General features: G+C 68.7%; 19 protein-coding genes and 2 pseudogenes. 17 read left to right on the top strand and 4 right to left on the bottom strand.

Annotated features, from left to right (window positions below; translation table 11 throughout):
- From AB0D01_RS38220 to AB0D01_RS38205, 4 genes and pseudogenes are all read left to right on the top strand, one after another.
- Nucleotides 1–94 (top strand): annotated as a pseudogene (locus tag AB0D01_RS38220) (protease inhibitor I9 family protein); the annotation flags it as partial.
- Between the two features lie 690 nt (nucleotides 95–784).
- Entirely contained in the window at nucleotides 785–1,240 is a 456-nt protein-coding gene (locus AB0D01_RS38215) for a hypothetical protein (protein ID WP_363063752.1), read from the top strand.
- Complete coding sequence (locus tag AB0D01_RS38210) at nucleotides 1,203–1,478, top strand: histone-like nucleoid-structuring protein Lsr2 (RefSeq protein ID WP_363063748.1); 276 nt, start codon at nucleotides 1,203–1,205, stop codon at nucleotides 1,476–1,478. The genes AB0D01_RS38215 and AB0D01_RS38210 overlap by 38 nt, the downstream gene beginning before the upstream one ends.
- 154 nt (nucleotides 1,479–1,632) lie before the next feature.
- The gene (locus tag AB0D01_RS38205; RefSeq protein ID WP_363063746.1) at nucleotides 1,633–1,935 is read left to right on the top strand and encodes a hypothetical protein; all 303 of its coding nucleotides are present in this window, start codon (nucleotides 1,633–1,635) and stop codon (nucleotides 1,933–1,935) included.
- A 63-nt stretch (nucleotides 1,936–1,998) separates the two neighbouring features.
- On the opposite strand, the gene AB0D01_RS38200 is transcribed toward AB0D01_RS38205, so the two are convergent.
- Nucleotides 1,999–6,219, bottom strand: a complete 4,221-nt coding sequence (locus AB0D01_RS38200) for a WD40 repeat domain-containing protein (protein WP_363063744.1) — start codon at nucleotides 6,217–6,219, stop codon at nucleotides 1,999–2,001.
- Complete coding sequence (locus AB0D01_RS38195) at nucleotides 6,216–7,637, bottom strand: hypothetical protein (RefSeq protein WP_363063742.1); 1,422 nt, start codon at nucleotides 7,635–7,637, stop codon at nucleotides 6,216–6,218. Before AB0D01_RS38195 ends, AB0D01_RS38200 begins: the two co-directional genes overlap by 4 nt.
- A 295-nt stretch (nucleotides 7,638–7,932) precedes the next feature.
- Between AB0D01_RS38195 and AB0D01_RS38190 the strand changes: the two are divergent.
- The 3 genes and pseudogenes from AB0D01_RS38190 to AB0D01_RS38180 all read left to right on the top strand — a co-directional run.
- A pseudogene (locus tag AB0D01_RS38190) lies at nucleotides 7,933–8,103 on the top strand (transposase); the annotation flags it as partial.
- Between the two features lie 332 nt (nucleotides 8,104–8,435).
- The gene (locus AB0D01_RS38185) at nucleotides 8,436–8,708 is read left to right on the top strand and encodes a hypothetical protein (RefSeq protein WP_363063740.1); all 273 of its coding nucleotides are present in this window, start codon (nucleotides 8,436–8,438) and stop codon (nucleotides 8,706–8,708) included.
- On the top strand, nucleotides 8,705–9,016 hold the full coding sequence (locus AB0D01_RS38180) for a hypothetical protein (RefSeq protein ID WP_363063738.1): 312 nt from the start codon (nucleotides 8,705–8,707) through the stop codon (nucleotides 9,014–9,016). The genes AB0D01_RS38185 and AB0D01_RS38180 overlap by 4 nt, the downstream gene beginning before the upstream one ends.
- Before the next feature lie 108 nt (nucleotides 9,017–9,124).
- On the opposite strand, the gene AB0D01_RS38175 is transcribed toward AB0D01_RS38180, so the two are convergent.
- Both AB0D01_RS38175 and AB0D01_RS38170 read right to left on the bottom strand, forming a co-directional pair.
- A complete protein-coding gene (locus tag AB0D01_RS38175; RefSeq protein ID WP_363063736.1) occupies nucleotides 9,125–9,541 on the bottom strand; it encodes a hypothetical protein in 417 nt (138 codons plus the stop codon).
- 305 nt (nucleotides 9,542–9,846) lie between these two features.
- A complete protein-coding gene (locus AB0D01_RS38170) occupies nucleotides 9,847–11,025 on the bottom strand; it encodes a methyltransferase domain-containing protein (RefSeq protein ID WP_363063734.1) in 1,179 nt (392 codons plus the stop codon).
- 296 nt (nucleotides 11,026–11,321) lie between these two features.
- On the opposite strand from AB0D01_RS38170, the gene AB0D01_RS38165 reads away from it, so the two are divergent.
- The 10 genes from AB0D01_RS38165 (at nucleotide 11,322) to AB0D01_RS38120 (ending at nucleotide 26,839) form a co-directional block, all read left to right on the top strand.
- Complete coding sequence (locus tag AB0D01_RS38165; protein ID WP_363063750.1) at nucleotides 11,322–12,530, top strand: IS256 family transposase; 1,209 nt, start codon at nucleotides 11,322–11,324, stop codon at nucleotides 12,528–12,530.
- 2,436 nt (nucleotides 12,531–14,966) lie between these two features.
- A complete protein-coding gene (locus AB0D01_RS38160; RefSeq protein ID WP_363063732.1) occupies nucleotides 14,967–17,135 on the top strand; it encodes a type IV secretory system conjugative DNA transfer family protein in 2,169 nt (722 codons plus the stop codon).
- A gap of 638 nt (nucleotides 17,136–17,773) precedes the next feature.
- Complete coding sequence (locus AB0D01_RS38155; RefSeq protein WP_363063730.1) at nucleotides 17,774–18,919, top strand: conjugal transfer protein; 1,146 nt, start codon at nucleotides 17,774–17,776, stop codon at nucleotides 18,917–18,919.
- Between the two features lie 54 nt (nucleotides 18,920–18,973).
- Nucleotides 18,974–19,222, top strand: coding sequence for a hypothetical protein (locus AB0D01_RS38150; RefSeq protein ID WP_363063728.1), 249 nt, complete (start codon nucleotides 18,974–18,976; stop codon nucleotides 19,220–19,222).
- Nucleotides 19,223–19,251: 29 nt separating this feature from the next.
- Complete coding sequence (locus AB0D01_RS38145; protein ID WP_363063726.1) at nucleotides 19,252–19,782, top strand: hypothetical protein; 531 nt, start codon at nucleotides 19,252–19,254, stop codon at nucleotides 19,780–19,782.
- Nucleotides 19,779–22,319, top strand: coding sequence for an ATP-binding protein (locus tag AB0D01_RS38140; protein ID WP_363063724.1), 2,541 nt, complete (start codon nucleotides 19,779–19,781; stop codon nucleotides 22,317–22,319). The genes AB0D01_RS38145 and AB0D01_RS38140 overlap by 4 nt, the downstream gene beginning before the upstream one ends.
- Nucleotides 22,316–22,945 (top strand): hypothetical protein, encoded by a 630-nt coding sequence (locus tag AB0D01_RS38135; protein ID WP_363063722.1) that lies wholly within the window; start codon nucleotides 22,316–22,318, stop codon nucleotides 22,943–22,945. Before AB0D01_RS38140 ends, AB0D01_RS38135 begins: the two co-directional genes overlap by 4 nt.
- A gap of 114 nt (nucleotides 22,946–23,059) precedes the next feature.
- Entirely contained in the window at nucleotides 23,060–25,012 is a 1,953-nt protein-coding gene (locus tag AB0D01_RS38130; protein ID WP_363063720.1) for a type IV secretion system protein, read from the top strand.
- A 6-nt stretch (nucleotides 25,013–25,018) separates the two neighbouring features.
- Entirely contained in the window at nucleotides 25,019–25,792 is a 774-nt protein-coding gene (locus tag AB0D01_RS38125; RefSeq protein WP_363063718.1) for a hypothetical protein, read from the top strand.
- A gap of 264 nt (nucleotides 25,793–26,056) precedes the next feature.
- A complete protein-coding gene (locus AB0D01_RS38120) occupies nucleotides 26,057–26,839 on the top strand; it encodes a hypothetical protein (RefSeq protein ID WP_363063716.1) in 783 nt (260 codons plus the stop codon).
- Nucleotides 26,840–26,915 lie beyond the last annotated feature (76 nt).

The following is a 26,915-nucleotide window of genomic DNA, read 5'->3' as shown; positions in this document are numbered from 1 at the left end:
CAGCTCGGCCCTCAACGGCTACTCCGTGGAGGTCTCCGAGGCGCAGGCCAGAAAGCTCGCCGCGGACCCGGCCGTGAAGTCGGTCGTGCAGAACCCGGCGTCACCACGGCCGTCGTGACCGTGAGCCCGGACTCCAGGTGACCGAGGAACATCCGGCGACGCTGGGGAGTGAGCCGCGGTGCGCGTACCGGTGCCGGCCGGTCGGCCATCAGCTCCCCGACCGCGTCGCAGGCCCGTGCGAAAGCCGGATTGTTCCGTCGCCAGTGCCCCACTGGCGACGCGCCGTCGAACAGGATCTGCGTGGCCAGGGTGGGCGTGCAGCCCAGAGCCAGGAGCCGTAGGTAGTCGGCTCGGTCCGTGATGCCCTTCGCGCCGGACTCGTCGGGGTCGACACCCGCGAGCAGCAGAGCCACACGGCCATCCGTCCGAGCCGTCGCGAAGACTTGGCGTACCTCCATGCCGGCGGCCTGCGCGGCGGCCGCGACATCCTGCCCCATGCGTAGCCGGTCGACGAGGGACGCGACCTTCGTCGCCGGCGAAGAGCATGGCATGCCCGCACGCCAGGACATCCGGCATGCCTGATGGACGATGACAGGCCGTGCGGCAGCGACGACGAGGCCCGCAACGAGGCGGTCACCAGCCCGTTCAGCGGCATGCTTCATCAAGGCAGCCGGTACTCGGCCTCTCCGTTCGCCATCCCGTTCCTCGCGAAGGGCCTTTTCGGCTGGTGTACGACAGCGCGGCTGGGCCATGCATTGTCAGTGGTACTGAGTACGGTCTGCCTATGGATCATCAGAAGGCAGGAGACGTACGGCAGGCGTGGGCTCGGGTGACCGCGTGGCTTGAGGATCATGCCCCTGAGGTGTTCGCTGCTCTCGGCGGGCCGGGGAGTTCGACGGCCGTCTGCGAAACCGAACTGCGATTGGGTCTGAACCTGCCGGAGCAGCTGCGGCAGTGGCTTCTGGTCCACGACATCGATGCAGGTCGACAGCCTCCCGCCAGATCGGTTCTCGTGGCGTTGGGGTGCCCGGGCGTCCTTCCCGATGGTGGACTCCTGCTGGGCCTCAGGGACATCGAACGCGTCTACTTTCACCAGATGGCAATGGAGGAGTTGGCACGCTCCGAAGGCGCCGGCTACCCGTCCTGGCACCGAGAGTGGGTGCCGATCGGCTCCGGAGTCCGACGGCTTCCACGGGACGTTGGTGAACACGATCACCGGCACGGTGGGGTCTTGGAGTGAGGCGGCGCTACCCGAGGAATGCCAGTACGCCTCGCTGTTCGCCTTCTTCCAGGATGTGGCTGACCAACTCGAAGGAGTTTCATCGGGCGCCTGGGAAGCAGCAGACCGAGCCCGCAGACTCGATCCTCGTCCGGAAGACGGACCTGTACGTCGCTGGGCTCGTGCGAACGGCTACCTGGTCAATGACCGCGGACGTATCCCCGCGTCCATTCGCGAGGCATACGAAGCATCAAGGTGAACGCAGGGGGCAAAGGGGGCCGGTAACAGTCAGTCACCGAGCGCGGCGATGAGGGCTGTCGCCTCATGGCCGGCTGCGAGGGACGCTGACCTCACTGCCAGGAGACACCCGAAACCTTGTACCGGGTCGCCGGTGTTTGGACGACACTTGAGTAGTGGACAGTTTTCAAGGGACAGGGACGTTGGAGTGGTGGGCGAACGCAGCAACGAACCTGGCCGGTTACGAGGTTCAGGTCTCGGTCCGCGTGCTCGACGGACACTGGTCCTGCGAAGCGTTCCTCGACAGCGAGCACCTGTCGGCGGATCACCGTGACGCCTTCGACTTCCTGATGAATCTCGACCCGGTCTTTACTCTGCGCTTCGCCGACGGCGGCGAGATCCTGGTGGACGCCCTGAAGGTAGGGGACGGCGCGCGTCTCGTTCTGACGGCCTACGAGCCCAAGACGACGGCTGCTTGAAATAGCGGCAGAGGGGGAGTTGTCGGGCGAGTGGATCCGAAGCGCTGGGCGGTGTTCTGGCGATCATGTTGTGTCGGCGGATACGGACGAGATGTCTAGCGCGAGGTAGCCCGATGCGGTTCCTACGATGAGCAGCCCACGGTGTTCTGTCAGTACGAGGGCTCGGTCGGCCAGAGGCAGGGTCTTTGCTGTCCCGCTGGCCGGGTTCCAGATCCGCACCGTCTCGTCTTCGCTGGCCGAAGCGATTCGGGAGGTCCCGTCGGGGGCGGTGAAGGCCGTCACCGTGTTCACCTTCCCCGTGTGGCCGGTGAGGTATGGGACCTCGTGGGCGCCGGTGGCGGGGTTCCAGATCCGCACATCCGAGTCGTAGGGTGAGGCGAGTCGAGGAGTGCCGTCGAGGGCGGTGAAGGCCGCCAGCCCCCACGGTGACTCCCTGGGGGCGGTGAGGGTGGGGCCGTCTTGGGCGCCGGTGGCGGGGTTCCAGATCCGCACCGTCTCGTCATAGCTGGCGGAAGCGAGGCGGGGGGTGCCGTCGGGGGCGGTGAAGGCCGCCACCGCCCACACCTTCCTCGTGTGGCCGGTGAGGGGATCGCCGTCTTGGGCGCCGGTGGCAGGGTCCCAGATTCGCACCATCTTGTCATCGCCGGTTGAAGCGAGGCGGGGGGTGCCGTCGGGGGCCGTGAAGACCGCTCCCGCGTGTTCCCAGTTGGGACGGCCGGTGGGGCCGATCAGGATGGGGCCGTCTTGGGTTTCGGTCGCGGGGTCCCAGGTCCGCATCGTCCCGTCGTCGCCGGTGATGACAAGGCGAGGGGTGCGGTCGGGGGCGGTGAAGGCCGCCACTACCTTCACTCTCCTGGCGTGTTGCTCAGCCATCTGATCCAGGGACATGGGGGGCTGGCGCTGAGCCGTGAACTCGCCGGTGAGAGGCTCGCCGTTTGGGTCGCTGGTTGCGGGGTTCCAGATCCGTACCGTCCCGTCATCGCCGGTTGAAGCGAGGCGGGGGGTGCCGTCGGGGGCGGTGAAGGCCGCCACCGCGTACACCGGGCCGGTGTGGCCGGTGAGGGGCTCTCCGTCATGGGTGCCGGCGGCGGGGTCCCAGATCCGCACCATCGCGTCGTAGCCGGCCGAGGCGAGGCGGGGGGTGCCGTCAGATGCGGTGAAGGCCGCGACTGAGGACACCCAGTCGGTGTGACGGGTGAGGGGCTCGCCGTCTTGGAGGCCGGTTGCGGGGTCCCAGATCCGCACCGTCCCAGCACCGCCGGCCGATGCGAGGCGGGGGGTGCCGTCGGGTGCAGTGAAGGCCGCCAGCACCCTTACCTCCCTCGTGTGGCCGGTGAGGGGTTCGCCGTCTTGGGCCCCGGTGGCGGGGTTCCAGATCCGCACCGTCTCGTCAGCGCCGATGGTGGCCAGGCGAACAGTGCCGTCAGTAGCGGGAAAGGCCACCACCGCCCACCCCACTCCGGTGTGGGCGGTGAGCGGTTCGCGGTCTTGGGCCCCGGTGGCGGGGTTCCAGATTCGCACCGTTTGGTCATCGCCGGTGGTGGCCAGACGGATCGTGCCATCAGGGGCGGTGAACGCCGCCACTGCCCTCACAGGCCCGGTGTGGCCGGTGAGGGGTTCGCCGTCTTGGAGGCCGGTGGCGGGGTCCCAGATCCGCACCGTCTCGTCGAAGCCGGTGGTGGCCAGGCGGATAGTGCCGTCAGGGGCGGGAAAGGCGGCCACCGCCCACACCAACGCGGTGTGGCCGATGAGTTGGAGGTGGGCCTGGCGGCGGTGGACGATACCGGCGGTGAGGCTGGGGGGCCAGGTCTGGGGGGTGTGGGTTTCGGGTGGGGGCGGGGTGCCTTGGATGTATGTGGTGCCGAGCCGGCGCCACCATCGCCGCCAGGCGAGCGTGTCGGCTTGTGCCGGGTGGTGGCCGGTGTCGTGGGCCTGGTGTTGGAGGAGGACGGTTCCGGCAATGGCGGGTGGCAGCGCATTCGGGGCAAGGTCGGGGTGGAGGGCGTTGGTGGTGATGGTGATGAGGTCGAGGGCGTCCAGGACGTCGGGATGGTCGGCGAGTGCGCGGAAGACTTCGGCAGCGCGGCTGAGGCGCGCGTGAATGGCGAGGTGGTGGCGGGTGTAGGGGTTGACGTCCTCGGTTCGCGGCGCAGCGCCGTCCTCCGACGCCCTGGTTTCGAGGCTGTGGCGGGCATGTGCGGTAAGAGCTCGGGTGATGGCCGCGTGGGCGGCTGGGGTGCCGGGGTCGCTGGTGAAGTGTTCGGTGAAGGTGCGGTGGGCAAGGCGGTAGACGCTCTGGCCGCTTTCGTGATCGAGGGCGAGGTAGGGGGCCGCGTCACGAACCAACCCGGCGATGCAGGCGCGGGTGCCGCCCGCCCCGTCCGGGGTGAGGACGTCGGCGGTGGTGGCCCAAATGCCGTCCTGGTCGGGCAGGCCGCGACCTTGGGCAAGGCCGAGGGCTCGCAGGAGAGGGGTGTAGTGGGGGTCTGTGCGGTGCAGGCGTTGGAGGGCGTGGGTGAACAGCTGGCGGTGGGTGCGGCCGATGAGCGGTGTGGGGTCGGCCAGGAGCGTGGGATCGGCCAGGATTTCGTGGGCGGCGAGGCGGGCGTAGAGGAACTGCTGGGGCTCGGCGCCGCTGCTGGTGTGGTCGGCAACCAGGCGGTACACGGCATCGGCGATGGCCGCGTCGTCGGCTTGGAGGGCACCGCGGCGCGTTGCGGCGTGAAGTTTGGCGTGCAGGTATCCGGCGAGGGCTTCCCGGTCCTGGGTCACTTCGACGTACCGCGGTCGCGGCGCCTGTCCGCTGCTCGTTTCGGCGGGGCGGGAGTGGAGGGCATCGAGGAGGTCGCTGTCGCGGGGGGCGGGCTGGTCGGGTCCTTCGAGGGTGGAGCGGCGGGTGCCGATGACGATGCGGACCTGGGGGAGGGCTGCGAGGGGGCGCAGGATCTGGTTGGCGATGACGAGGGGCTGGTCGGCTTCGTCGAAGGCGTCGAACAGCAGGGTCAGCGGCTCGTCGCGTTCGCGTAGTGCGGCGAGGATGCGGGTGTGGAGGTCGGCGGGTGGCCGGCCTTCGGCGGCCCGCTGGGCGAGGTCGGGCAGGCCGGCGGCCTGGGCGATCAGGTGGAGGGTGCGTGCGGGGGTGAGGCCGGCGAGGTGAACAGTGAGGTCGAACGGGTCCTCCGGGCAGAGGGTGCCGGGCGGCAGCGGCATGAGGTGGCCGTGGCGGATCAGGATGTCGCGCAGGCGGGTGCTGGTGTGCAGTAGGACGTGGCCCAAGAGGGCGGACTTGCCGGAGCCGGCGGGGCCGGTGACGACCAGGGTGCCATGGGTGGCGGTGGCCAGCCAGCGCAGTATCTGGTCGCGTTGCAGGGTGCGGCCGTGGAAGTACCACGCGAGCTCGCCGAGTTCGGCGCCGGATGCCTTGGGCAGGAAATGGCGCTGCTCGTCGGTGGGGAGCTGGTCGATGACGGCCTGGAGTTCGGCGATCTGGTCAAGCGGGCCGGAGACCGCGCTCGCCGCGTTGGCGGTTCGGCTGACGAGTTGGTCGCGGTCGTCGTCGAGGGTGAGGTCATCGACGAAGCCGCCCAGATCGCGGTTGAGTTGGCGGCCGAGAGCCCCGAGACCGATGGTCCGCTGGGTGGGGAAGGTGATGTGCAGGGCTCGCTTCAGGGCGTGGGTGAGGGCGCCGAGTTCGGCGTAGCCCTGGGCGGCGGTGGACAGCAGCAGGTAGCGGCCGGCGCCGCGATGCTTGGTGAAGAGTTCGAGGTGGACGGCTCTGGCGAATTCCTGTGAGAAGCAGGCGTCCAGAACGATGATCGCCCAGCTGTCCTCACTGTCGGGGTGGAGCTGGCGGATGGCGATGGCGCGGGCGATCTCCGGCGGGTCGATTCCCCTGGGAAACCGTGCCGGGGTGCGGTGGTGGGCGAGGATGTCGGCGCTGCCGTGGCCGACCCAGTACAGCACCGTGTTCCCACCGGGCGGGTCCGTCTCGCCGACCCAGGCGGCCAGGCGTTCCTCAACGGCCTGGCTGTCCCGCTCGGCGGCCCGCACCTTCCACTCTGTGGTGTGTGCTCCGTAGGGGGCGAGGAGATCGGCGATCTCCCGCACGTACCGCTCGGTGTCCAGGTCCTCGTGGTGCTGGTAGGTGGTGAAGTTGATCGGGAACAGCTCGACGCCGCCCTCGCGGAGCGGTCCGGACCCTTGGTGGCTGGTGTCGTCGGGGTCCGGGGGCGGCGGTGGGGTGACGGCGGGGTGGGGTGAGGTCACGGGGGCGGTGGCTCTCAAGCGTCAGGAAGGGTGACGAGGACGAGTTGGGTGAGGGGTGTATGGCGACCGGTGTCCAGGACCACCCGATACAGGTCCGGAGCGTCCGCGGTGAACCGGGCCGAAAGGGTTCCGTCTGTACGCTCGGGGTCGCGGCGCAGGGTCAGGGGGTGGCCGGGGCGGCCAGTGGTGGCGGAGTGCACGCTCAAGGTGACGCCAGCCGGGGTGTCCAGGCCGGTAGCGGCGAGGATGAGCGGCTGGCCGAGAGTTCCGCCAAGCTCGGGAGTTTCCAGGCCGGGGCCGGTTCCGTCGCCGCCGCCGAGGTAGGGGCTCTGCGGGCGTTCCTGGATGACGCGGCGGATCTGCCGCAAGGCCCCATCGTGGCGCATGAGGGTGCCGTGCTGGCCGTAGACGTAGGTGACTGCCTCGGTGCCCGCCCGGGCGGAGGGCAGGTGGACGGTGCCGTCGCCCGAAGCGTTGCGGCGCGCGGGGAGGTCGGAGCCGGGGGCGCGGACCAGATCACCATCCGCGTCGACGTCGAAGGCGTAGCGACGGCCGGCGGCGACCCGGAGATCGGGGTGCTGTTCGGCGAGGGACTGGATGGTGGGTTGGGCCTCCCCGACGATCGCCCGGTGCCCGGGCAGCGTGAACCCGTCCTGGCGGTGGCGGGTGCGCTCGGCCAGGGAGCGGGCCGCCAGCTCCGCGTCGCCGCCGAAGCGGGCCACGTCCGCCGCGCTCAGGCGCTCCACGTCCACACCGCGGTCCAGGCAGCGGTAGCCGGGCAGCAGGTCGTGCACCCCTGGCAGAGTCGCCGCCATCGCCTGTACCCCACGCACCAGCCGCTTCGGCCTCGCCCCGGTGTGCAGAAGGTTCAGGGCCAGGACCGACTTCGCCGAGCCGAGGAACGGTGTCCCGACGGTGATGACGGCGCGGGTATCGGCCGCCAGTTCCGGGTCCTGCTCCAGTGCGGCCCGCACCACCAGACCGCCCATCGAGTGCGCCACGAACACCAGCCGCGGCCGCGCCCCGCCCGCCGCCCAGTCGGGTGTCGCCGCGACCCGCTCGCGCCAGCGGGTCAAGTGCGCGCGGGCCGTGCGGGCGAGCAGGGTCCCGTTGTAGGCGACGGCCAAGCGCCAGTCGTACGGGAACGGCGCCACCGCCTGCGGATCCAGGACGACACCGGTCACGCTCTTGAGGACGTCGCTGTAGGGGTCGAGGCCTTCAAAGACAGGCAGCCACCACGGCCTGGTCAGCAGGGCGGTGGCGCGGATACGGGTCAGCGGCGCCCGCCGCGCGGTGTCGGCGTCGGCTTCCCGCTCCCGCTCGTCCGCGTGCAGGGCGCCGAGCAGGCCCCCGCTGATCCGCGGCTTGGTGAGCATTGCCAGGTCCACGCCCCACAGCGGGCGGCCCGTCACGGCGTCCTCAAGGACGCTGCCCATGATCCCGGGTACCACCACACACGCGTCCCGGCTCCGATCCTCGAACACCTGCGGCCCCTGAGTAAACGACACCGAGCCCCCCCTGCACCGTCAGCTCCATCCCCATGCCAGTTTGACGATAGAGGAGCCTGCACACCCGGGGGAGGGCTTCGCCCAAGAAGCGCACGCCCCAGCCATCGGCCGTCCGGCACGGCGGCGGCCGCCACCGATCGCCGCTCCTGGGCCGGGAGGCACCGGCGCCACATCGGCAGCCGCTGGCCGTGCTGAGGAATCACGGGGTGATCTGAGTGACGCGCTGTGGTACCGGCTCGCGCCGCTGCTGCCGCTGCTGCCGCTGCTGCCGGTGTGCAGTGGGCGGTGCCGGTGCTGGCGCGATCACCGACAGGTGCTGAAGGGGATCTTGCACAGGATCCGTACCGGTGTCTTGTGGCGGGATCTCCCCGCCCGGTACGGGCCGTGGTGGACAGCATGATGTCCGCGGCGCCGACCTGGGCCGAGGGGCGTCCTTCTCTGTGCCCACACCCGGTACGAGCAAGCTCGGCGGCCCGGACCGCGCCTGTTCAACAGCTCCCGTCGCCTCCACATCGCGGTCGTCGGCGGCCTGCGGCACCTCAAGGCCGCCGACGTTTCCTCCCGACGGATCCCGACCGCCTACGAACACCGGCGCGGGCGGCGCGGTGCCGGGTCCTTTGTGAAGGGCAGGCCACCTGACACGCGCCGAGCCCGGTGAGATGATTACCCCGGACGTCCTTTGCCAGCAACGGGCCCTCACGCCCACCAGCCAGAACAGGGAGCCACATGAGCGCCCAACCGAGCGAGAAGCCGACCGGCTACCCGTCCAAGACCCTGCGCGCCATCCGCGCGGCGGTCCCGGACGACCAGCGCGCCGCCTTCGAGGAAGGTCTCAGCTCCCTCGACCTCGGCGACCTGGGCGCGGTGGCCTCCTTCCGCGACAAGTGGTGGGGCCGGGCCGTGACCGCGCGGGATTCCGATCTGGACTCCGACAGCGACGCCGCCATGGCCGGAGACCTTGAGCTCGGACAGCCCTGGGCCCTTGCGGGACGCCGGTGACCGACGCGACACACGCCGTCCCGGGCCCATGGCCCTGGGCACCGTCCAAGCGTGCGCAACAGCAGTACGAGGAGCTCGCGAACCACCCGGTCGCCCCGGTCCCGCAAGACGAGGTCGACGCGATGATCCGGCGGATCACCACCGACCCCTACGGCGCCGGCTCCACCCGCGCCGAGCACGGCCCGGAATGGGACCGCGTCGCCGCCTTCGGCTCGACCGTGATCCCCTACCAGATTCACGACCCCATCCAGAACCCGAAGGCACGACAACGCTGCGTCATCATCCTGCGGATCGTGTGGGCCGACTGACCCCTCGAGCGGGTCGAGACGTGCCTCCCAGGCAGTGCGCATCCGCCGGGCGGCGCAGGGCCATGACAGGAGTGCTGATCGAAGTGTCCGGTGTTCCCGGCGACGTCCTCAGCGCTGTGAGGCGCATCCTGCGCACACGGCGATGTGGGCTGCGTGCAGGGACCTCAAGAGGGCGAGGTCTGCCTGGATGGTGCGGTCGAAGTAGGAGGCGATGGCGCTGAGGGACATCTGGCTTCCGTCGCGGAGGACGATTCCGGGAGCGCCGCTGCGGGCCGGACCGAGGCCTTGGGCGTAGGTGTTGATCTCGCGGATCCCGCACCACGGTACGGTGCGCCAGCGGCCGACGGGGCGCTCGGTGATACCCCTGGAGTCGATCCGCAGCCCCATGAAAAAGCCACAAAAGGCGAGCCAGGAACCAAATCCCAGAATCGTCAAATGGATTGCGACGCTGACCGGATCCGAGGTGCTGGACAGCAAGGCCGCGCTGATGAACACGAACACGCTGCCCGCCGCGATCAGCGTCAAGCGCTGCCCCAGGCGGCAGAGGGTCTGAGCGGGTATCGGGTGGTGCGATACAGGCGTCATGCCTGACGACCCTACGCCGTGGGCCCCTTGATGGTTGAGGCTTTCGCACCGCCGTGCCGACGCCGGTATGACGGTGCGCGTGCCCGCCGCAGTCGGCGAGCCGCCTGCCACAGACCTGTCAGACCAGACGGCGTGTGCCGGTGTGGCGGAGTGGAACGGTAGTCAAAGACCCGCTGTCGGTGTTCTTGGAGTCCTTGCCCTGCGGCGATGTCCTCTCCGCCACCGTCGCGGCGATCGAACAGTTCCTAGCTTTTGCCCCGAGCAGGAGGCGTGAGGGTGTTGGGTGGTTCGTCGAGCCACAGGTGTTGCCCCGTGCGGTCGACGGTCAGTCCTGCCCGGTCGCGGACGGGGCTGCCCAGCGACATCCACCACGCATGCGCCGTCTCGATCTCATCCCACAGGCCGCGGGGCCCGTACTGATCAACCGCATAGTCAGATACCTCCGGCTCGTACTCGACAGTGGCCCAGGACTTCCGGTCGTCCGCGAGGATCCACAAAGTGGCCTCACCACTGCCATCGTCGGCCTCGGCCAGCAAATACCAGGCATCAGGCAGCGCAAGCCCCACGAAGAACAAGGCGTCGAGGTCCGAAACCAGCGCCCGCGGTGAGATGACCGTCCGGCCGCCCGTTCCCGTCTCCCGGCGGTAGAAGTCTCGAAGGTAGCCCCGATGCGGACGGGCGACACGGTCACGCATGAACGCCGGCCGACCACTGAACCTGCCGTGCGCCCGACCGTCGATGACATCCAAAGCGGCGTACGAGTGAGCGAAGAAGGAACCACCCCAAGGCACGACGATCCGACCACCCGGAGCCTGCTCGACCCAGGCGTAAGGGACCTCGGACACCGTGTACGTGCCGATGACCCGATCGTAGGGAGCCCACCCAGGCAGACCCAACCCCGCATCCCCAACCACGAGATGCGGGCTGAAGCCGGCGGCAACCAGGCTACGTCCAGCCTGCTTCACCAGCGAAGGATCGATGTCCACGGACACCACATGCTCCGCACCCAGCCGATGAGAGAGCCACGCCGCGTTGTAGCCCGTCCCCGTGCCGGCCTCAAGTACCCGATCGCCCGGCCGGACGTCCAGCAAAGAGAGCATCTCCAACATGACCGTGGGCATACTGCTCGATGACGTGGGCAGCCGGTAGGCGCCACCCGGGACCGGCTTGCCGTCGTTGACCTGCGTGGTGATCGGCACATCGTCGTAGACAGCAGACAACCACCCGTCCGGGTTCGCAGTCCGAGACAGAATCACATCACCGATCTCGATGCGATCCGGGATGAACAACTCCCGCGGCACCGTACGCACCGCACGCTCCCACACATTGGGCAGAACACCCCTGTCCACCAGGAGACGAGCCAGCGCTTCAGGCGAGGGCATCCCTACTTCTTCTTCGGCGGGTCCGAAACCGGCTTCGTCCACTGGCCGTCGGAATCCTTCGGAGACTGCTGCTTGTCGCCATCCGCCCCGCCCTTACCGTCGCCGTGCTTGCCCACAGAACACCCCATCCTTCACCCTAGACAGCACCAACAGCAGTGTCCCGGACGCAGAGCGTGTTCAATAGGCGGAAATTGGACGAGTGGGGGAGTGTCCAATAGACGGCGGATCCGATGATCAAGGAGACGCCTGATGAGCGAGACCATCGCCGAGCACGAGGCCGTGGAAGAGATGGCCGTCGGTCGGCTGCGGAGGCGGTGTCGGACGAGCAGTTGATCGCGATGCTGGTCGACCGTGCCCGTACCGACGGGCTGCAGCTGACCGGGGAGGGCGGACTGCTGCAGCAGCTGACCAAGCGGGTGCTGGAGTCCGCCCTGGAAGGCGAGATCACCGATCACGTCGGCTATGACAAGCACGACGCGACGGGCCGCAACAGCGGCAACAGCCGCAACGGGACCCGGTCGAAGACGGTGCTGACTGACGTCGGTCCGGTCGAGGTGAAGGTGCCCCGTGACACCGCCGGGACCTTCGAGCCGCAGATCGTGAAGAAGCGTCAGCGACGTCTGACGGGCATCGACGAGATGGTGCTCTCTCTGTCCGCGAAGGGCCTCACGCACGGGGAGATATCGGCCCACCTGGCCGAGGTCTACGGGGCGAGCGTGTCCAAGCAGACCATCACCACGATCACGGACAAGGTGATGGAGGGCATGGCCGAATGGCAGTCGCGTCCGCTCGACCGCGTCTATCCGGTGGTCTTCGTGGACGCCATCAACGTGAAGATCCGCGACGGCCAGGTCGCCAACCGCCCCATCTACCTCGCCATGGCCGTGACCGTCGAGGGCACCCGCGAGATCCTCGGGATCTGGGCGGGCGACGGCGGTGAGGGCGCCAAGCACTGGCTCCAGGTCTTCACCGAGCTCCGCAACCGCGGCGTCGAGGACGTCCTGATGCTCGTCTGCGACGGCCTGAAGGGCCTGCCGGACGCGGTCGAGACGGTCTGGCCTCGAACTGTCGTTCAGACCTGCATCGTTCACTTGATCCGCAACAGCATCCGCTACGTCGCCCGCCAGGACTGGGACAAGGTCGCCAAGGACCTCCGCCCTGTCTACACGGCACCGAGCGAGGCCGCCGCGACCGAACGCTTACTGGAGTTTTCCGAGAAGTGGGGCACCAAGTATCCGGCCGTGATCAAGATGTGGTCCGACGCCTGGGCCGAGATGGTGCCCTTCCTCTCCTTCGACGTCGAGATCCGCAAGGTGATCTGCTCGACGAACGCGATTGAGAGCGTGAACGCCCGCATCCGCAAGGCCGTGCGGGCCCGCGGCCACTTCCCGTCCGAGAATGCCGCCCTGAAGTGCGTCTACATGGCGCTGATGAGCCTCGACCCGACCGGCAAGGGCCGGCGCCGCTGGACGATGCGCTGGAAGGTACCCCTGAACGCCTTCCAGATCGCCTTCGAAGGCCGCCTCACCCCCACCACCAGCCACTGAACCCCAACAACCAAGATCAGCCGTTGATTGGACACACCCACGAGTCGCCCGGATGAGGAGACCACCCGATCCGGCAGCGCGATCACCGCGCACTGGCCTCGCAAACCCCCACCGGAGAATTGATGTGTTCTATCGGGCGGCTCGGCGGTGCCGTAGTGGTGCTGCGAGTCGCACCCGAAGAGTTACACGGGCTGTGCGGACGGCTGCGCTGGCACCGACCGGGACTGTAAATCGTGTTCGATTGGCAGACCCAATCCTGAGCCTCGACCGGGCTCAGGCGCGGAGCCGGTTCGTCGGGGGAGCGAAGTCCTCATCGGTACGACGGGGGCGTACACGATCGCGGGGCGGATGGTGGCGGCGTAGGCCTCGATGCCGGGGCGGTTGTGGAACCGGTGGTTGAGGGGCGTTCGGGTGTCGAGGACGGCGATGCCGTCGGTTGCCTTCAGGGGTTGCGGTGGCTGCTGATGCGGCCGGTGCTGTAGTCGACTCGGGGCAGGGAGGCGCCCTCGGGGCTGTGCCAGGCGAGTCAGGCCGGCGTGTACGGGCCGAGCTGTTGGCGCGATCCGGGGCTATCTGGCCCGGAGTTGGGCTATGTTGATGGGTGGATCCGCTGTCGCGAGGTCCTCATGAACATGAAGCAGCCCCCGGCGGTGCGGGAACACCGGCCGAGGGCCTACACCACTCAAGGTCTTCTGGAGGACCCTGGGATGCTGAGGCATGCTATCGCGCCTGCGCGGTTCTTTTCACAGGTGCCGAACGAGATCATCCGTCATCCACGTCTCGGAGCGGAGGCGGTGCGGTTACTGGTGTGGCAGTTGTCGCTGCCGCCCGGGCAGGACGAGTGTCTGTCGCGAACGGCCGCGCGTGCCGGGATCAAGCGTTGTGGCTTCACCCGTGCCAAACGCGAACTCCTGACGGAGGGGTTCCTGCACGAGTGGCGTGCGCAGGGGCCCGGGGGCCGGTGGGCGACCACACAGCTCCTGTCGAACACACCCCTGACCGGGGAGCAGGCCCAAGCGGCACGTGATCGTCCGTCGTCACCGACTGCCGGTCCCGCGACGGTCGGTGGACCGGCAGGTCGGGCGGTCGGCGGTCCTACCGAAGACCCAGTGGAGAACACACCCCACCCACCACCCGCCGGCCCCATCACACCGCGGACGACGCCATCCCCCGCCTCAAGAACCGAACCCGTTCACCTGGTGCCCCCTGCCTCGACCCCGCCGCACGCCTGCGAGCCCGACCGCAACTCGCCAGCAGCGACACACCCCGACGAGATACTGCAAGAACGGGCCCGAATCGCCCTCGCCAGACTGGCCGGGCACGAGCCACGACTGACCATTTCAGCGCACGACCTGGCCGCCCTCGCGCCCTTGGCAGCCCACTGGTTCGAACAAGGCGCCGGCGAAGAAACCCTGCTGACCGCCCTACGCACCGGGCTGCCCAACCAAATCCACCACCCGACAGCACTGCTCCGCAATCGCCTCACCCGCCTGCTCCCCAGCGCGCCCCACGTTCCAACTGTCGGCGTGGTTGGAGAGGCCGCAGCCATCCACAGCGGCCTGCCGCGAACGCCCGGCCGGCGCGTGGCGGCCATGCGCGAGTGCGCGGGCAGGCACATCCAACCGCGCCTGTTCCGCCCCGACCATCCCGACACCGACCTGTGTGAACAATGCCGAAACGTCCCGAGCGCGCCGCGAGACACACTCACCCTGCCGGGGCGAGCGGCCTTCGACGCCGGCCGTGCGCTTCTGCGGAGGACGCCACGGACCACCCGGGAGTGAACCGCACCAACGGGTCCTGGGCGTGCCTGTCCGACGAGGCCAACTGTCCCGCTGCCGCGCGATCGTGAGGGAAGCATGCCGCTGCGGCTCGTCGGCTGATGTAACACGGCCTGTCACACGAGCCGCTCCGCAGCTGTCACACACGGTCCTGTAACACGACTGACCTGGGCAGACTGGTTAGTCTCCCCCGGGTAGTGTCCTGTGTTACTCCATTCGTTCGCCGTCGGGGCGTAGCGTTCAAGCTGCCTGCCCAGTGCGGGTCTGGGGCAGGCCTGGTTTCTCCCACTGGTGCCAAGAATGCGCCTCAGGACAGGGCTCAGTGCTCGACAGTCGATCTCTGGTACAGCACAGCCGGAACGCTAGGCAGAGCAGTCGTCCACCGGGTGAAGGTCTTCAGAAGGAGATGGGAAGGGGTTGCAGGAAGAGGCGCGCTGGCTGAATTTCGCACGCTGCAGGCTGAGATCGGAGCGGTCACCGCCGCGTGGGATACAGGGCCAGGGCGCGTTCATTCCGTGGTGTCGCGCGTCTCGGGGCGGAGGAACGGCCATCAGGCAAGAACCGCTCCACGCTGATCGGACGGGTTCTGCCTTCAACGGGCGAGGCCGCCGACTCCGGCATAGGGTCGAACTCTGATCTTGGAGGGTGGGGGAGACACATGATGTATGAGGCCGCTCCTTGGGACCAGTTGTCCGAGTTGTCGACCTACGTCCTGTCGGGTGGGGGTGGGCTGCTGGCCATGCTCGCGGTGCTCGCCTACGTGGCGAACGACAAGGGCAAGAGCCGCCGGCCGAACGAGGAGTTCAACCGCGCGATCGAGCGAGTGGTGGGCGGGGCTGTCGCTGGCATCGGGCGCTACGTCGCGGGGCGAGATCTGACCGGGGATCAGCGCAGTACCGCGACGTGGTGGCGGTCTGGTGTCGTGGTCGACGACGGAGGCCGGTTGCCCTCGGTGGAGCCGAGGCAGTCGGGTGACTTGGCGAAGGCGCCAGCCGGGGCCGTGGGCCGGACTGCGCGGGCCGTGGGGCGCGTCGTCGCCGGCATGGGTGCGGCGCTGCGTGCGTGGGTCTGCTGGCCCGGCGCGGCGCGGTCGGCGGTGCGGCTGTTGCCGTTGCCTTTGGCTTGGCTGGCGTGGCAGCGTCCGGCAGCCTTGGTCTGGGCGGTGGGTGTCCTGGTGGCGGTGGTGGTGGCTGTCGCGGCGACCGGGCCGGCCGGTGCCCGGTGGTGGGCGGTGCGGACGGCTACCGATGACGAGCTGTTGGGGCCGTCGATGTGGGCGGGGGTTCGGCAGGTGCTGCGTCTGGACGAGGGCGAGCGGCGGGTGAAGTGGCTGCGGCTGGACGCCGATCTGTCGGTGGAGGGGGCGGGGATCGTTTTGCGGTTGCCGGTCCAGTGGATGGGCGGCAAAGAGGGCATGGCGGCGCTGTCGCATGTGGTCGACGCGCGGGTGCCGGGGGAGTGGGTGGCGGAGTGGGAGCGGCAGGGTGCGGCGCACCATGTGCGGTGGACGCGGAAGAAGCAGCCCGTGCAGCCGACTCTTTCGTCGATGGTCACGTGGAGATCTCTGTCGAGTCCGTACGAGGTGTATATCGGCCAAGCCATCGAGGGTGAATCGGTGGTGGACGTGGTTGTTCAGACGCAGTCCGCCACGCCGCATTGGGGTGTGGCGGGGGATACGGGTGCCGGTAAATCCACTGTCCTTTATATTCCGATTGTCCATGGTCGTTTGCATGGTGTACTTGTCGACATTTTAGATACCAAGCAGAACAGTTTGATGGAGGCGGAAGGTTTTTCTGGTGTCCGCATCCACAAGTCGGTGCGCGAATGTATTGCAGCATTCGGAGAGTTCATGGCCTCCATGCAGGCTGCGGAGACCGCGCAAGGGAAGAATGCCGACCCCGCACTGAGAGGTCTCCTTCAGGAGCGCCTGTTGGTGATCGACGAGCTTCCGACGCTTATCAAGCTCGCGTACATCTGGTGGCGGTACGGCCTGAAAGGAAAGGGGTCGCCTCCTTTTCTCGAGTGGCTCTCCGTGATCCTTCTTCAGGGAAGGTCTGCCAATCACCGCGTCGTGGTCGGCACGCAGCAGTTCGCGAACTCGTTCTTCGGCGGCACGATGGAACGTGGGCAGATCGGGACAAAGATCATGGTGGGTTCCCAGGAGCGAGTTTCCTACGGTGTCGCTTTCGGCCAGTCGACGCCGGTCGTTCCTTTCGACACCGAGGTAAAGGGGCGAGGGGTGTATGCCGACAAGCGGATGGCGCCGGGTGCTAATTTTCCGTACGTCCGCGAAATTCAGCTCTGTAAGATCACCGATGAAGTGGCCGGCCGGCTGGGCGGGTGCCGGCCCGCGCCCGCCTGGTTCGACGCGGGCGAGCGGGCCCCCTGGATCACGGAGTCGTCGTTGATGGAGACGCACCGCACCACCGGTGTCAAAGACTTCCTCGTCGGCGGCAAGTACGGGCCCGAGGAGGTGGTCACGGCCGCTGTCACCTCCGTCTCGCACCTGGCGACCAGCGGTGTTAGTGCCAGCTCAGGGCATGTGACAGGTACCGGTGTGACAGCTCCCGTGACAGGCGGTGTGACAGCGGGCGCGCCTGCCGTCGGGGGTGTGGTGGAGCCGGAGGACCTTCCGCCGGTCTACACGCTGGCCGAGGCCTGCGAGGCGGGGATCCTGCCGTGGAGTCACGGGACCGCGCGGCAGTACAAGCGGCGTGGCGAGGCCCGCGGCATTGAGTTCCCGGAAGGAATCAGCGACGGTCGCGCCACCTCCTACAGTGAAGCTGAACTGGTGGACTGGTATGCGCGATACAAAGCCGGAAAGTAAAACCTTGACACCGTCGATGGATGTTCAGCGTGATCTGATTTCGTAAATCAAGTGAAATAATGTCCGGACATCCGGCGGGGGGTGAATTCTCCTCCTCTTCGGATGTTGCTATCGAGAACATCTGGCCGAGCAGGGGGATCCGTCGATTCGGGATATCCGGCCAGCCGACTTCGACGTCGCAATATGTGGTGGGCTCCGCCTTTAAGAAGTGAACCACGTCCGATTGATGCAATGCAATCCGTTTAAAATGTGGTGAACCTTCAGTGCGGGTCCGTCGGTCGTAGCGATTTAAAGTCCGGCTTCACGTCGAGTAACAGACAGATTTTTGAAAGCTTACCGGTGTCGGTATGCATGCGCAGGATTCCCATACGGAGACGTTACTGCGGGCGAAATCCAATGCGGCGGCAAAGTATTTTTTGGTGTCGATAGCCGCGGCGGAGGAGGCGTAGGTCCCGCAGATGAGCCCTGCAGGGTTACCGATCGCTCGGATGGGTTGCGGCGATGACGCCGGACTCCAGCGCTGCCGGCCACTCCTCCCGGCTCGGCTGTTTACGATCGGCCGGCTGATTCATACGTATTGCTTTGACCTGTGATCATGGCAGGTTTAGGGTCGGCCGCCTGGGCGTGCGAGCCGCGCCGTGGGGGAGGAAAGCATGGGGTTAGGGCCGACCGTGCGCCGCGTTCTTGGGTTACCGGACGTGGGGGATTGGGAGCGGAAGAGATCGCGCGCGAAGGCGAAGAAGCAGACGTCCGTGCCGGCGCGGCCGACCGCCGTGGGCAATCCGTGGGAGGTCGCCGCCGCGCAGCTGCGAGCGGAGCAGACCCCGCCGCCGTCGGCCCCCGCCGCTGTGTCGGGGGCCCCGGCCGAACCGTGGCAGACCGTGGACGAGTCGTCGGGCGCGGCGTTCGCCCGTCGATTCGGCCGGGGGCTGCTGTGGGCGCTCGTCGGGGTGCTGGTTCTCCTCGGCGTGAAGAGTCTCGTCGTCTCGCGCGAGCCCGCCGCGCCGGCCGCGGCCCCCGGCCCGTCGCAGTCGACACCGGCCTACCCGGTGGAGGAGGCGCAGGCCGTCGCCTCGCGCTTCGCCCGCCTGTACCTGACGTGGGACGAGAAGGACGCCGGGGCTCGCGCCGCCAGCCTGGCCACGCTCCTTCCCCAGGGAGCGGACACGGCCGCCGGATGGAACGGCAAAGGCGTCCAGGAGGTGCTGGCCGTGCAGCCCAGTACCGTCACCCCCGCCGCGCAGCAGCAGGGACGTGTACGGGTCGAGGTGCTGATTCGGTCGGCCGCCCTCTCCGCGACACCCTCGCCGGCAGGACAGACGACATCGCCGGCGGGCCCGGTCGCCCGATGGGTGGGCTTGGACGTCCCGGTGATTCAGGCAGGTGGCCGCGTCGTCGTCTCCGGCCCGCCCGGCCTGGTCGGCGTCCCCGCCGCAGGCCCCCAGGCGCCGGCGGTCAAGGGCCCTGAGGCGGACGCACAGTTCAGTGAACAGACGGCCGAGACCATCACCCGGTTCTTCCGCACGTACGCGGGAGGCGACACCGACACGGTCACCGCGCCGGGCGCCACGGTGCCGGCCCTGCCGGCCGGTGTGAGCCTGGGCGGCGTCTTGACGTGGACCGCGGACAAGGGGGCGGGCGCCGACCGGGTGGGCACCGCCCGCGTCGCGTGGTTGATCGCCGGCGCCCAGCTCGATCAGACCTATCGCATCCGACTCACGCGAGTGGCCTCGGCGGACGCCGAGCGATGGCAGGTGGCCGCCGTGACCGGGGGCACGGCCTGACACGCGCCCCTTTTCGCTCCTCCGCTTTGCTTCGACACCTCTCGAAGGGACTCCATGCACCACGATGTCGTGACGCTCGCCGCCCTCACGGACGGCAGCGCCTTAAAGACGGCCGTACTCCTGCTGGTCGGGAACCTGTTCGCCGCGTGGCTCGCCGTCAGAGCCTTCCGCCACTTCGTCAAGGACGACTGGGGCGGCATGGTCACGATGGTCATCGGAGCCGTGTTCGTCGCAGGGTTCGTCTGGTTCCCCGACGAGATGCGGACACTGCTGGGCGACCTGTGGGACACGGTCCGGGCCTGATGCGTACCGGGACCACGTACACCCGCCACATGGACATCGAGACCCGGCAGCACGAATTGATGGGCATAGACCTCGGCGAAGGCGCCCCGCGGAGGGCGCTGGTTCTCGGGTTCGTGCTCTACCTGCTGTGGACCGGCGGACTGCTTCTCGCCTTCGGGCTCCCCAACCGGATCACCTTCACCCTCTACTTCCTGCCACCGCTCTTGGTGGCGATCTTCGGAACACAGCGGTCGCGGCACAACGATCGTCGGTGGAACGTCACGGTCTGGGCCTTGAGCGTGCGATATCTGGTGCTCGGCCACCGACCGATCATCTGCGGGGGCAGACGATCGGCCGCCCGTGTCGAGTGGATCCCCCGCAGAGCCCGGTGGGGCACCAAGGGCGACTCCCTGCGTCGGGAGTCCGTCCGCGCCCGCCGCGCGGAGGAGGACATCACGGATCCGGTGATCGTCGCAGGGCTCCCGATTCCACACGACGTTCGACCCCGCCTGTACGGGCCGGACGTCGTATTCAAGGCACGGCCGCGTGGCGGCAAGACGCAGGTAAGGGCGGGTAAATGAAGCTTCTTCACCAGTTGGGTGCCTTCCTCGGCGTCGGCGGAGACCGCAGCGCGGACCCGACGCGCTACGTCGCCCTGGCGGACGGGCTCGTGATCACCGAGACGCACGCCGAAGGCTGGTTCGTGCTGGCCAGCAGCAACACGGACCTGATGGCGGAGGCGGCCCGTGACGCGGAACTCGACGAAGCCGTCAGCGCGCTGTCGCGTCTGCTGTCGGGATCCGACGTCCACCTGAAGGTGCTGTGGTCCCCGCTGTCCGCGGCCGACTACCTCGAAGAGGCCGGCACCCTGTTCACCTCCGGGCAGTGGCAGGAGTGGGCACAGACCCGAGTCGACCGGCTCGACGACATCGCGCTGCCCGCGCGGCACCTCCTCATGGGTGTGCGGCTCACCGAACGGACCGGTCAGGCCGCCGCCGCAGGACGGCGCGGCGTCAGCGAAGGCCTCGGCGTCGCCACGACCGGCGTCGGCGCCCGCGAACTCGCCCGCCTGGACGCCAGCATGCGCCGGCTCGGTCGACTCCTCGAAGCGACACCGTGGCGGGCACAGCCGGCCGCGGTGGAGATGCTGGCGTGGATGATCGCCCGTGAACAGCACCGCACCACGCCCCTGCCATCCCCCACCAAGGGGCTGATCATGGGCTCCAAGCTGACCACCCTCACCCGCGGGCGGATCCTGCCCTACCCCGACCACGTACGGTTCGTGGACGCCCACGGCGTGACCACGGCGTGGGTGGCGCTGCTCACGATGACCGGCTTTCCCGAGACGCTGGAATCGCCTGGCCCGGGAGAATGGCTGCGCACGCTCAGCGAGATCACCTACGTCCCGGAGATCGACGACGACGACCTGGTCGTGGACATCGATCCGGCGAGCCTGATCCTGCCCGTCAGCCCCGAAGCGTCGCTGCGCTTCAAGGTGCTGCCCAAGCGCACCGCCATGTCGAAGGCCGAAGAGGTACGGCGCCGCGCCAAGGAGCAGCGGCGCAGCGCTGGCCAACACTCGGCGGAGGATCCGGGCCGCGCGGTCGAGGAGACCGAGGGCGTGATGGCCGGGCTGCTGCGGGACATGAGCCGTCATGACGTCACCCTGGTCGAGGACCACCCCCGCTTGATCGTCACCAGCACCGTGGGCGTCGAGGACCTGCGCGCACGTGTCGACGCCACGGTGGCCCACTTCGGCGGGATCGGCATCGAGGTGGGGGTGGGTGCGGAGGAGCAACGCGAGATGTGGATGGAGGCGCAGGCCGGTGACCGGTTGAGGGTGCCGGACCTGGGCCACGTCCGTGACGTGACGGCGCTCGCCGGCTCCTGGTGGTGGGGCGGTGCGCACGTCGGGGACGACCAAGGGCCGATCACCGGATTCCTGACCGGCTCGACACCCGGCACGTTCCGTCTCGACGTGACCATGGGAAGCGAGCGCGGCGACGCGACCACCACCGCCCTGATCGGACGGACCGGCCGCGGGAAGACCACCGCGATGATGATGACCATGTTGGACGCGGCCTTCCGCGGCGCCTTCGTCCTCGCCCTGGACTTCAAGGGCGACCTCGACGGTGTCGTGTCGGCCGGCAGGCGGTTCGGCCTCAACGCCCATCTGATCGAGACCGGCCCGAGGTTCGCCGGCGTCGCCGATCTCTTCCGTCTGCTGGACAAGGAGGGAAGCGAGCGGGCACAGATCGAGGTGCCCGCACAGCTCGGCATCGCGATGCCACCCCACCTTCGCGCGCGCGGTGCCGAGACGCCGGTGCAGCACGCGGTGAACCAGGTCATCGCGGAGGGCGAGCCGGCGACCTGGAAGGTCATCGATCGACTCCGGACATCCTCCGACCCGTTGTCCCGCGAGACCGGCGAAGCCCTCTACGAGCTGGCACAGACCGGGATCGGCGCCCCCTTCATGGGCAGGCCGCAGGAAGACGCCGTACCACTGTCTCCCGAACCGGGCATCTGGGTGGTGCAGATCCCCGGGATCAGCCTGCCCGGCGCCACCGACACCCGCGAGGACTGGAACGTCCTACAGAGGATGTCGGTCGCCCTCATGCACAGCATGCTCGCCTACGGAATCACCACCGCGGGCAGAAAGGACCTCCGCAACCTCCGCAAGGTGGTGGCGGTTCCCGAGGTTCACGTTCTGACCGCCACCCGCGAAGGCGCGAGCTTCCTCGAATACATCGCCCGCGTCGGCCGCGCCCTTTCCACCGCCCTGCTCTTGGACACGCAGGATCCGCAATCCCTGAACAAACTCGTCGGCGTCATCGAGCAACTGTCCACGGTGATCGGATTCCAGCTCACCCACGCGGAACAACAGGACGCGATGGCCGAACTACTCGGCCTGCCGGTGGACGCGCACACACGCGCACACATTCACTCCATCGGCATCGGACCCGACGGAGAGGTCCGCCACGGGCACTCGCTCGTACGCGACCGCCGCTTCAACGTGGCCACCGTCCAGTGGGACATCCCGACCGAGGAGCTTGTCAAGCTCCTGGACACCACCCCCCGCGCCGACCGATCCGACGACCGCCAAGGGGCGACCGTATGACCATGCGCTGGACCGCCACACCCGCCCTGCTCGCGGCCGGTGTCGCCCTCGCCGGCTGCGCGGGCACACCCGCGAAGGACGACGGGGGCCCGGACGGCGACCCAACCGCAGCGGTGGTCGCCGTCGCCCGCGAATATCAGGAGGCCGTCCTGCAGCTCGACTGGCGGCGGGCCTGCGAGCTGAGCACGCCCTCCCAGCGAGCCGGCACCGTCGAGGAATGCGCCAGCCGCAACCTCGGCCCCTCCCCCTCGCCCCCCGCGCCGTCCCCGTCGGCGGAACCATCCGATGACGGATGGAACTTCAGCCCACCGGTGCGCGCGGACGGGTCCACGGTCCAACCCCGGCCCTCGCGGTCGAAGTCCCCCGGGCCGGAGAGGGCATCTACCGGACCGCTCACTCAAGAAGGCGTACCCGTCCGTGTCCCGGCCACCACTACCCACCCCGCCGGGTGGGCGGTGATGCTCACCTACGCCGTGGTGTGGCCCACCGAGACATCGACCGCCCGCAGGGCACTGCGCATCGTCGAGGACGCCGGCACGTGGCACGTGGACCAACGCGAAGACGTCAAGGACACCGACATCAGCCACGGCGGAAACCCCGCGGCCAACGCGCTGACCAGGGGGTAAAGCCGCGTGAACCTACACCTGCCACGTCTGCGGACGGCGGCGATCCCCATCCTGTTCGCCGCCACGACAGTGATGGCGCTCTCCGGCGTCGCGCACGCCGAGACCATCGACCCCATGGGCGTCGGCGACCTCCTCCCCTCACCGAACACCTCCGTGCCCGACGGGCAAGGCACCCTCTACGAGACCTACTCCGACCCCGCCCTGTGGATGCTGGACGCCGACTACGGCGAGTTCGACGTGTGGGATCCCCCGGTACAACTGGTGGCGTCGATCCTCGCCGGACTGGTCGCCCTGCTGGGCACCGCCGTGGTCGTCATCGTGCAGTGGACCTTCGAGGTGACGTCCCTGCCCCCGCTTCAAAGCGCCCTGGCCGGGATGATCGGCGGCGCCGCGAAGGGCCTGACCACCACACTGCTGCCCACCGCCCTGTGCGTGGGCGGATTCGTCGCCTTCACCAAGCACAAGGAGGGCGGTGGCTCGGGCGGGCTCTCGCAGATCGCCTGGGTGATGATCTCCGGCGTGGTCAGCGTCTCCCTGCTGTCGTCCCCTCAGATGTGGGTGGACGGCGTCGACTCGGGCCGCCAGATCGGGGCCAGCGTCGCCCTGAACGCGGCGTCCGGCGGCATCGGAGCCGGAGAGGAACAGTTCCCCTTCAGACTCGGCCACACCCCCACCTACACGGGCAACGCCCGTGACGACCTCCTGCGAAAGTCATCCGACGCGGTATGGCGAACCTACGTCGCGGGCCCGTGGTGCATCGCGGAATTCGGCAGTTTCGAAGCCTGCGCGAAATACGGAAAGGAAGTTCTCGACAAGGGTCACCCCGGAGAGGACTCCAAGCGCAAGAAGTGGCTTCAGGACAACCTAAAAAGCGAGACGGTCGGCCGTGAATCCGAACTGTGGTGGGAAGGGCACCAGCCGGTACAGCGCGTGGTGGTCATGCTGCTGGCCCTGGTCGCCATCCTCATCTTCGCCGTGCTTGTTCTGACTCTCGCGTTCGCCTCGCTCGCCTCACTGCTGGGCGCCCTGATGCTGCTGGTCGCAGGGCCTGTATTCGCTTGCCTGTGGGTAATCCCCGGTCGCACCCGCCAGTGGGGCGTCCGCTGGTTCGACCAGCTCGTCGGATTCACCCTCCAGAGTTTCGTCGTCACCACCGTATTGGGCTGTGTGCTCGTCGTTCAGGTGGCCTGCACAAAAATGTTCGGGGTATACGGCTGGGGCCCCTCGACAGGCCTTTCGATCGCCGCCGCCATCGTCGCTCTGCGATTCCGTAGGGTCATCGAATCCATCGTCGGCGTATCCGGTGTGTCGTCTCCCATCGGTGCCGTCGCCGGCCTATTGGCAGCACGCTCCGCAAGCCGACTCATGAACCGCGGTGGCGGTGCCACCTCCTCCGGCTCCCGCCCCGGCGGCCGAGGGCAGAACGGCGGAAGCGGCGGAGGCCCAGGCCTCGGCGGCACCCGTGGTGGAGGAGGCGGTGGAGGAGGCACCTCGGGTGGTGGCCCGCGCCGATTCCGCGCACTCACGATCGTCCGGACGCTCCGTCCACCCACGCCGACCCCCACCACCTCCCTTGCCGGCAACGGCGCCTCCGCCGGCACCAGCCCCTCACAACCCCCGGCCACCCCGGCCGCGGTACCCGGAGGCGGCGGCATCACACCCCGCACACCCCCCACCCCAATCCCCGCTCCGACCCCGGCCCGCACGCAGGCGACGTCCTCGCAACGCCCCCCGACCACACCCACGACGGGCACACCCACCGCCGCCGCCACCACAGCGGGTACGAGCGTGCGCACCTTCACTTCGATCACGTCCAGCCGCACTCCAACGGCGCCCGCGCCCGCACCCCCACCAGCCGTCACCTACCGACAGGCACCTCGCCCCGGCACCGTCGGCCCCCGACAGATCCAATCCAGGATCCGGGCGGGATCCACCGGCGCGACCTTACACCCCACCACCCCCGCCCACCGGCGACCCGCCACACAACCACCGCCCCCGCGCGCCGTTCCGCCGGCCGGCCGTCGCACCGCCCCCGTCCCCGCACAACGCCCTGGTAAGGAGAGGTGACCAGGCATGCCCAGTGAACCCGACCGCACCCCCCAGGAATGGCGCGAGCTGCTGCGCACCACGTACGACTACCCGGAGGAAACGACGCTCGGACGCCGTAAGGAGCGGCGCCGTGCTCGTCGGACCCACCGCCAGGCGGCGCGGAAGGCCACTGCGGACTCGATCCGCCGGCAGCGTCGCAAGGAGCCGATTACCGCCGGCGGCGCCGTGCTGGTCGTCGCGGTGGTGTTGGCCCTCGGACTGTCCGCCCGTCTCGGAACCGACTGGATCAGGGGCGAGCAGTCGACGCCGACCGCGGCGAAGAAGCCATCCGCTCCACCCGCGACCGACGACGCGAAGCCCCCGGGAATCACCGGTGCGGCTCCCGCACTGTCGCCATCCGAGTCCCCGTCCGTGGACCTGAGCGCCCCGGACACGGTGGCCGGGGAGTTCGTGCGCCAGTACCTCACCCGGGACCCGGTCAAGGACCAAACCCACAAGGCGGCCGTCCGTCGCGCCGCGCCGTGGTCCACCCGAGCACTCGCGGCCAACCTCGAAGCCCACGAAGACCCGGCGTTCGGCCGCCTGGTGAGCCGGGGCGGGGTGAGCCGAATCGCCGCTTTGAAGGTGGAGCCAGCCGACCGCACCCTTCCCCCGGACACGCCGCTGCGGGTCTGGCGGACCGTCACAGCCACGGTCGACGTCCATGGATACACCGACTACACCGAGTCGACGGTGATCCAGACGGAGGTCACACGCACCGATGGAGGCTGGCGCGTCTCCGGAATCCTGGGGGTCTAACGGGTGGAGGGGAGAGACGCCCTCCGCGCCGCGGCGACCGCCGCGGGCCGGGGGGCGGCCATCAAGTTCGGAGCCGTGGGAGCTGTCGCAGTCCTGATCTTCCTTCTGATCATCGGCATGTTCGGAATGGGAGCGGGCTCCAAGGCGTTGGCGGACTCCTGTGGGGGCAGGGGAAGGCCAGGCGCGGCACTTCCCGGAAGTTCAGGAGGCGACGCGCCACAGAATTCCGGTGAGGGATTGCGTCAGGCTCAGATCAAAAACGCAGTGATCATCGACGGAGTGGCCAAGGAGCGTGGACTTTCCGGCCGGGCCACCCTCATCGCACTCATGACCGCACTTCAGGAAAGCACACTGCTGAACATCGACTTCGGTGATCGTGATTCAGTGGGTCTTTTCCAGCAGCGTCCATCGACGGGATGGGGTACGAAAGAGCAGATAATGCGGCCCGCGTACTCCGCCAACATGTTCTTCTTCGGCGGAGACAGCGGCGACCCCCCGGGCCTGACGGACATCCAAGGATGGGACACGATGCCCCTCGGCACTGCGGCCCAGGCCGTGCAACGGTCGGCCCACCCCGAGCTGTACGACCGACACGAAGGCGCCGCCCGCGAGATCGCCCAACTCGGCACCATCGACCTGAACCGGGTAGGCACCAACCCCAACCCGAGAGACGCAGGCAGCACGCCAGACCGCCCCGGACGCTGCGCGGATCCCACGCCCGGCGCCCCCGGCGACGCCTTCCACGACGGTATGGCGGGCTGGCCGGCCTCCGTACGCAACCCGCGTTCCACGGAGGGCGCCATCGCGTGGGCGCGCCGCGAGGCCGAAACCGGCGGCGCGGACTGGTTCCGGTGGTGCCTCGCATTCGTAGCCCGAACGTACGGATGGGGACATTCGGGAGTCGAATTCGCCATAGACCACTATCGAGGAATGCCGCCCGAGATGAAACACGATCGGGACAGAAACCCGCCCGCAGGAGCCCTGATGTATTGGGACACCGGGCAGCGAGCCGGGCATGTGGCGATCTATCTAAGGGTTGTCCCGTAAATGATCTTTGAGTTGCCTCGGGGATAGTGGGCTGCTGTACCGCCCGTAGGCCTATCCGGCGAGGGCGAGGTTGTGC

The organism is Streptomyces sp. NPDC048606 (assembly GCF_040650855.1).
GTDB lineage: Bacteria > Actinomycetota > Actinomycetes > Streptomycetales > Streptomycetaceae > Streptomyces.
This window is presented reverse-complemented; position numbering and strand designations above follow the sequence as displayed.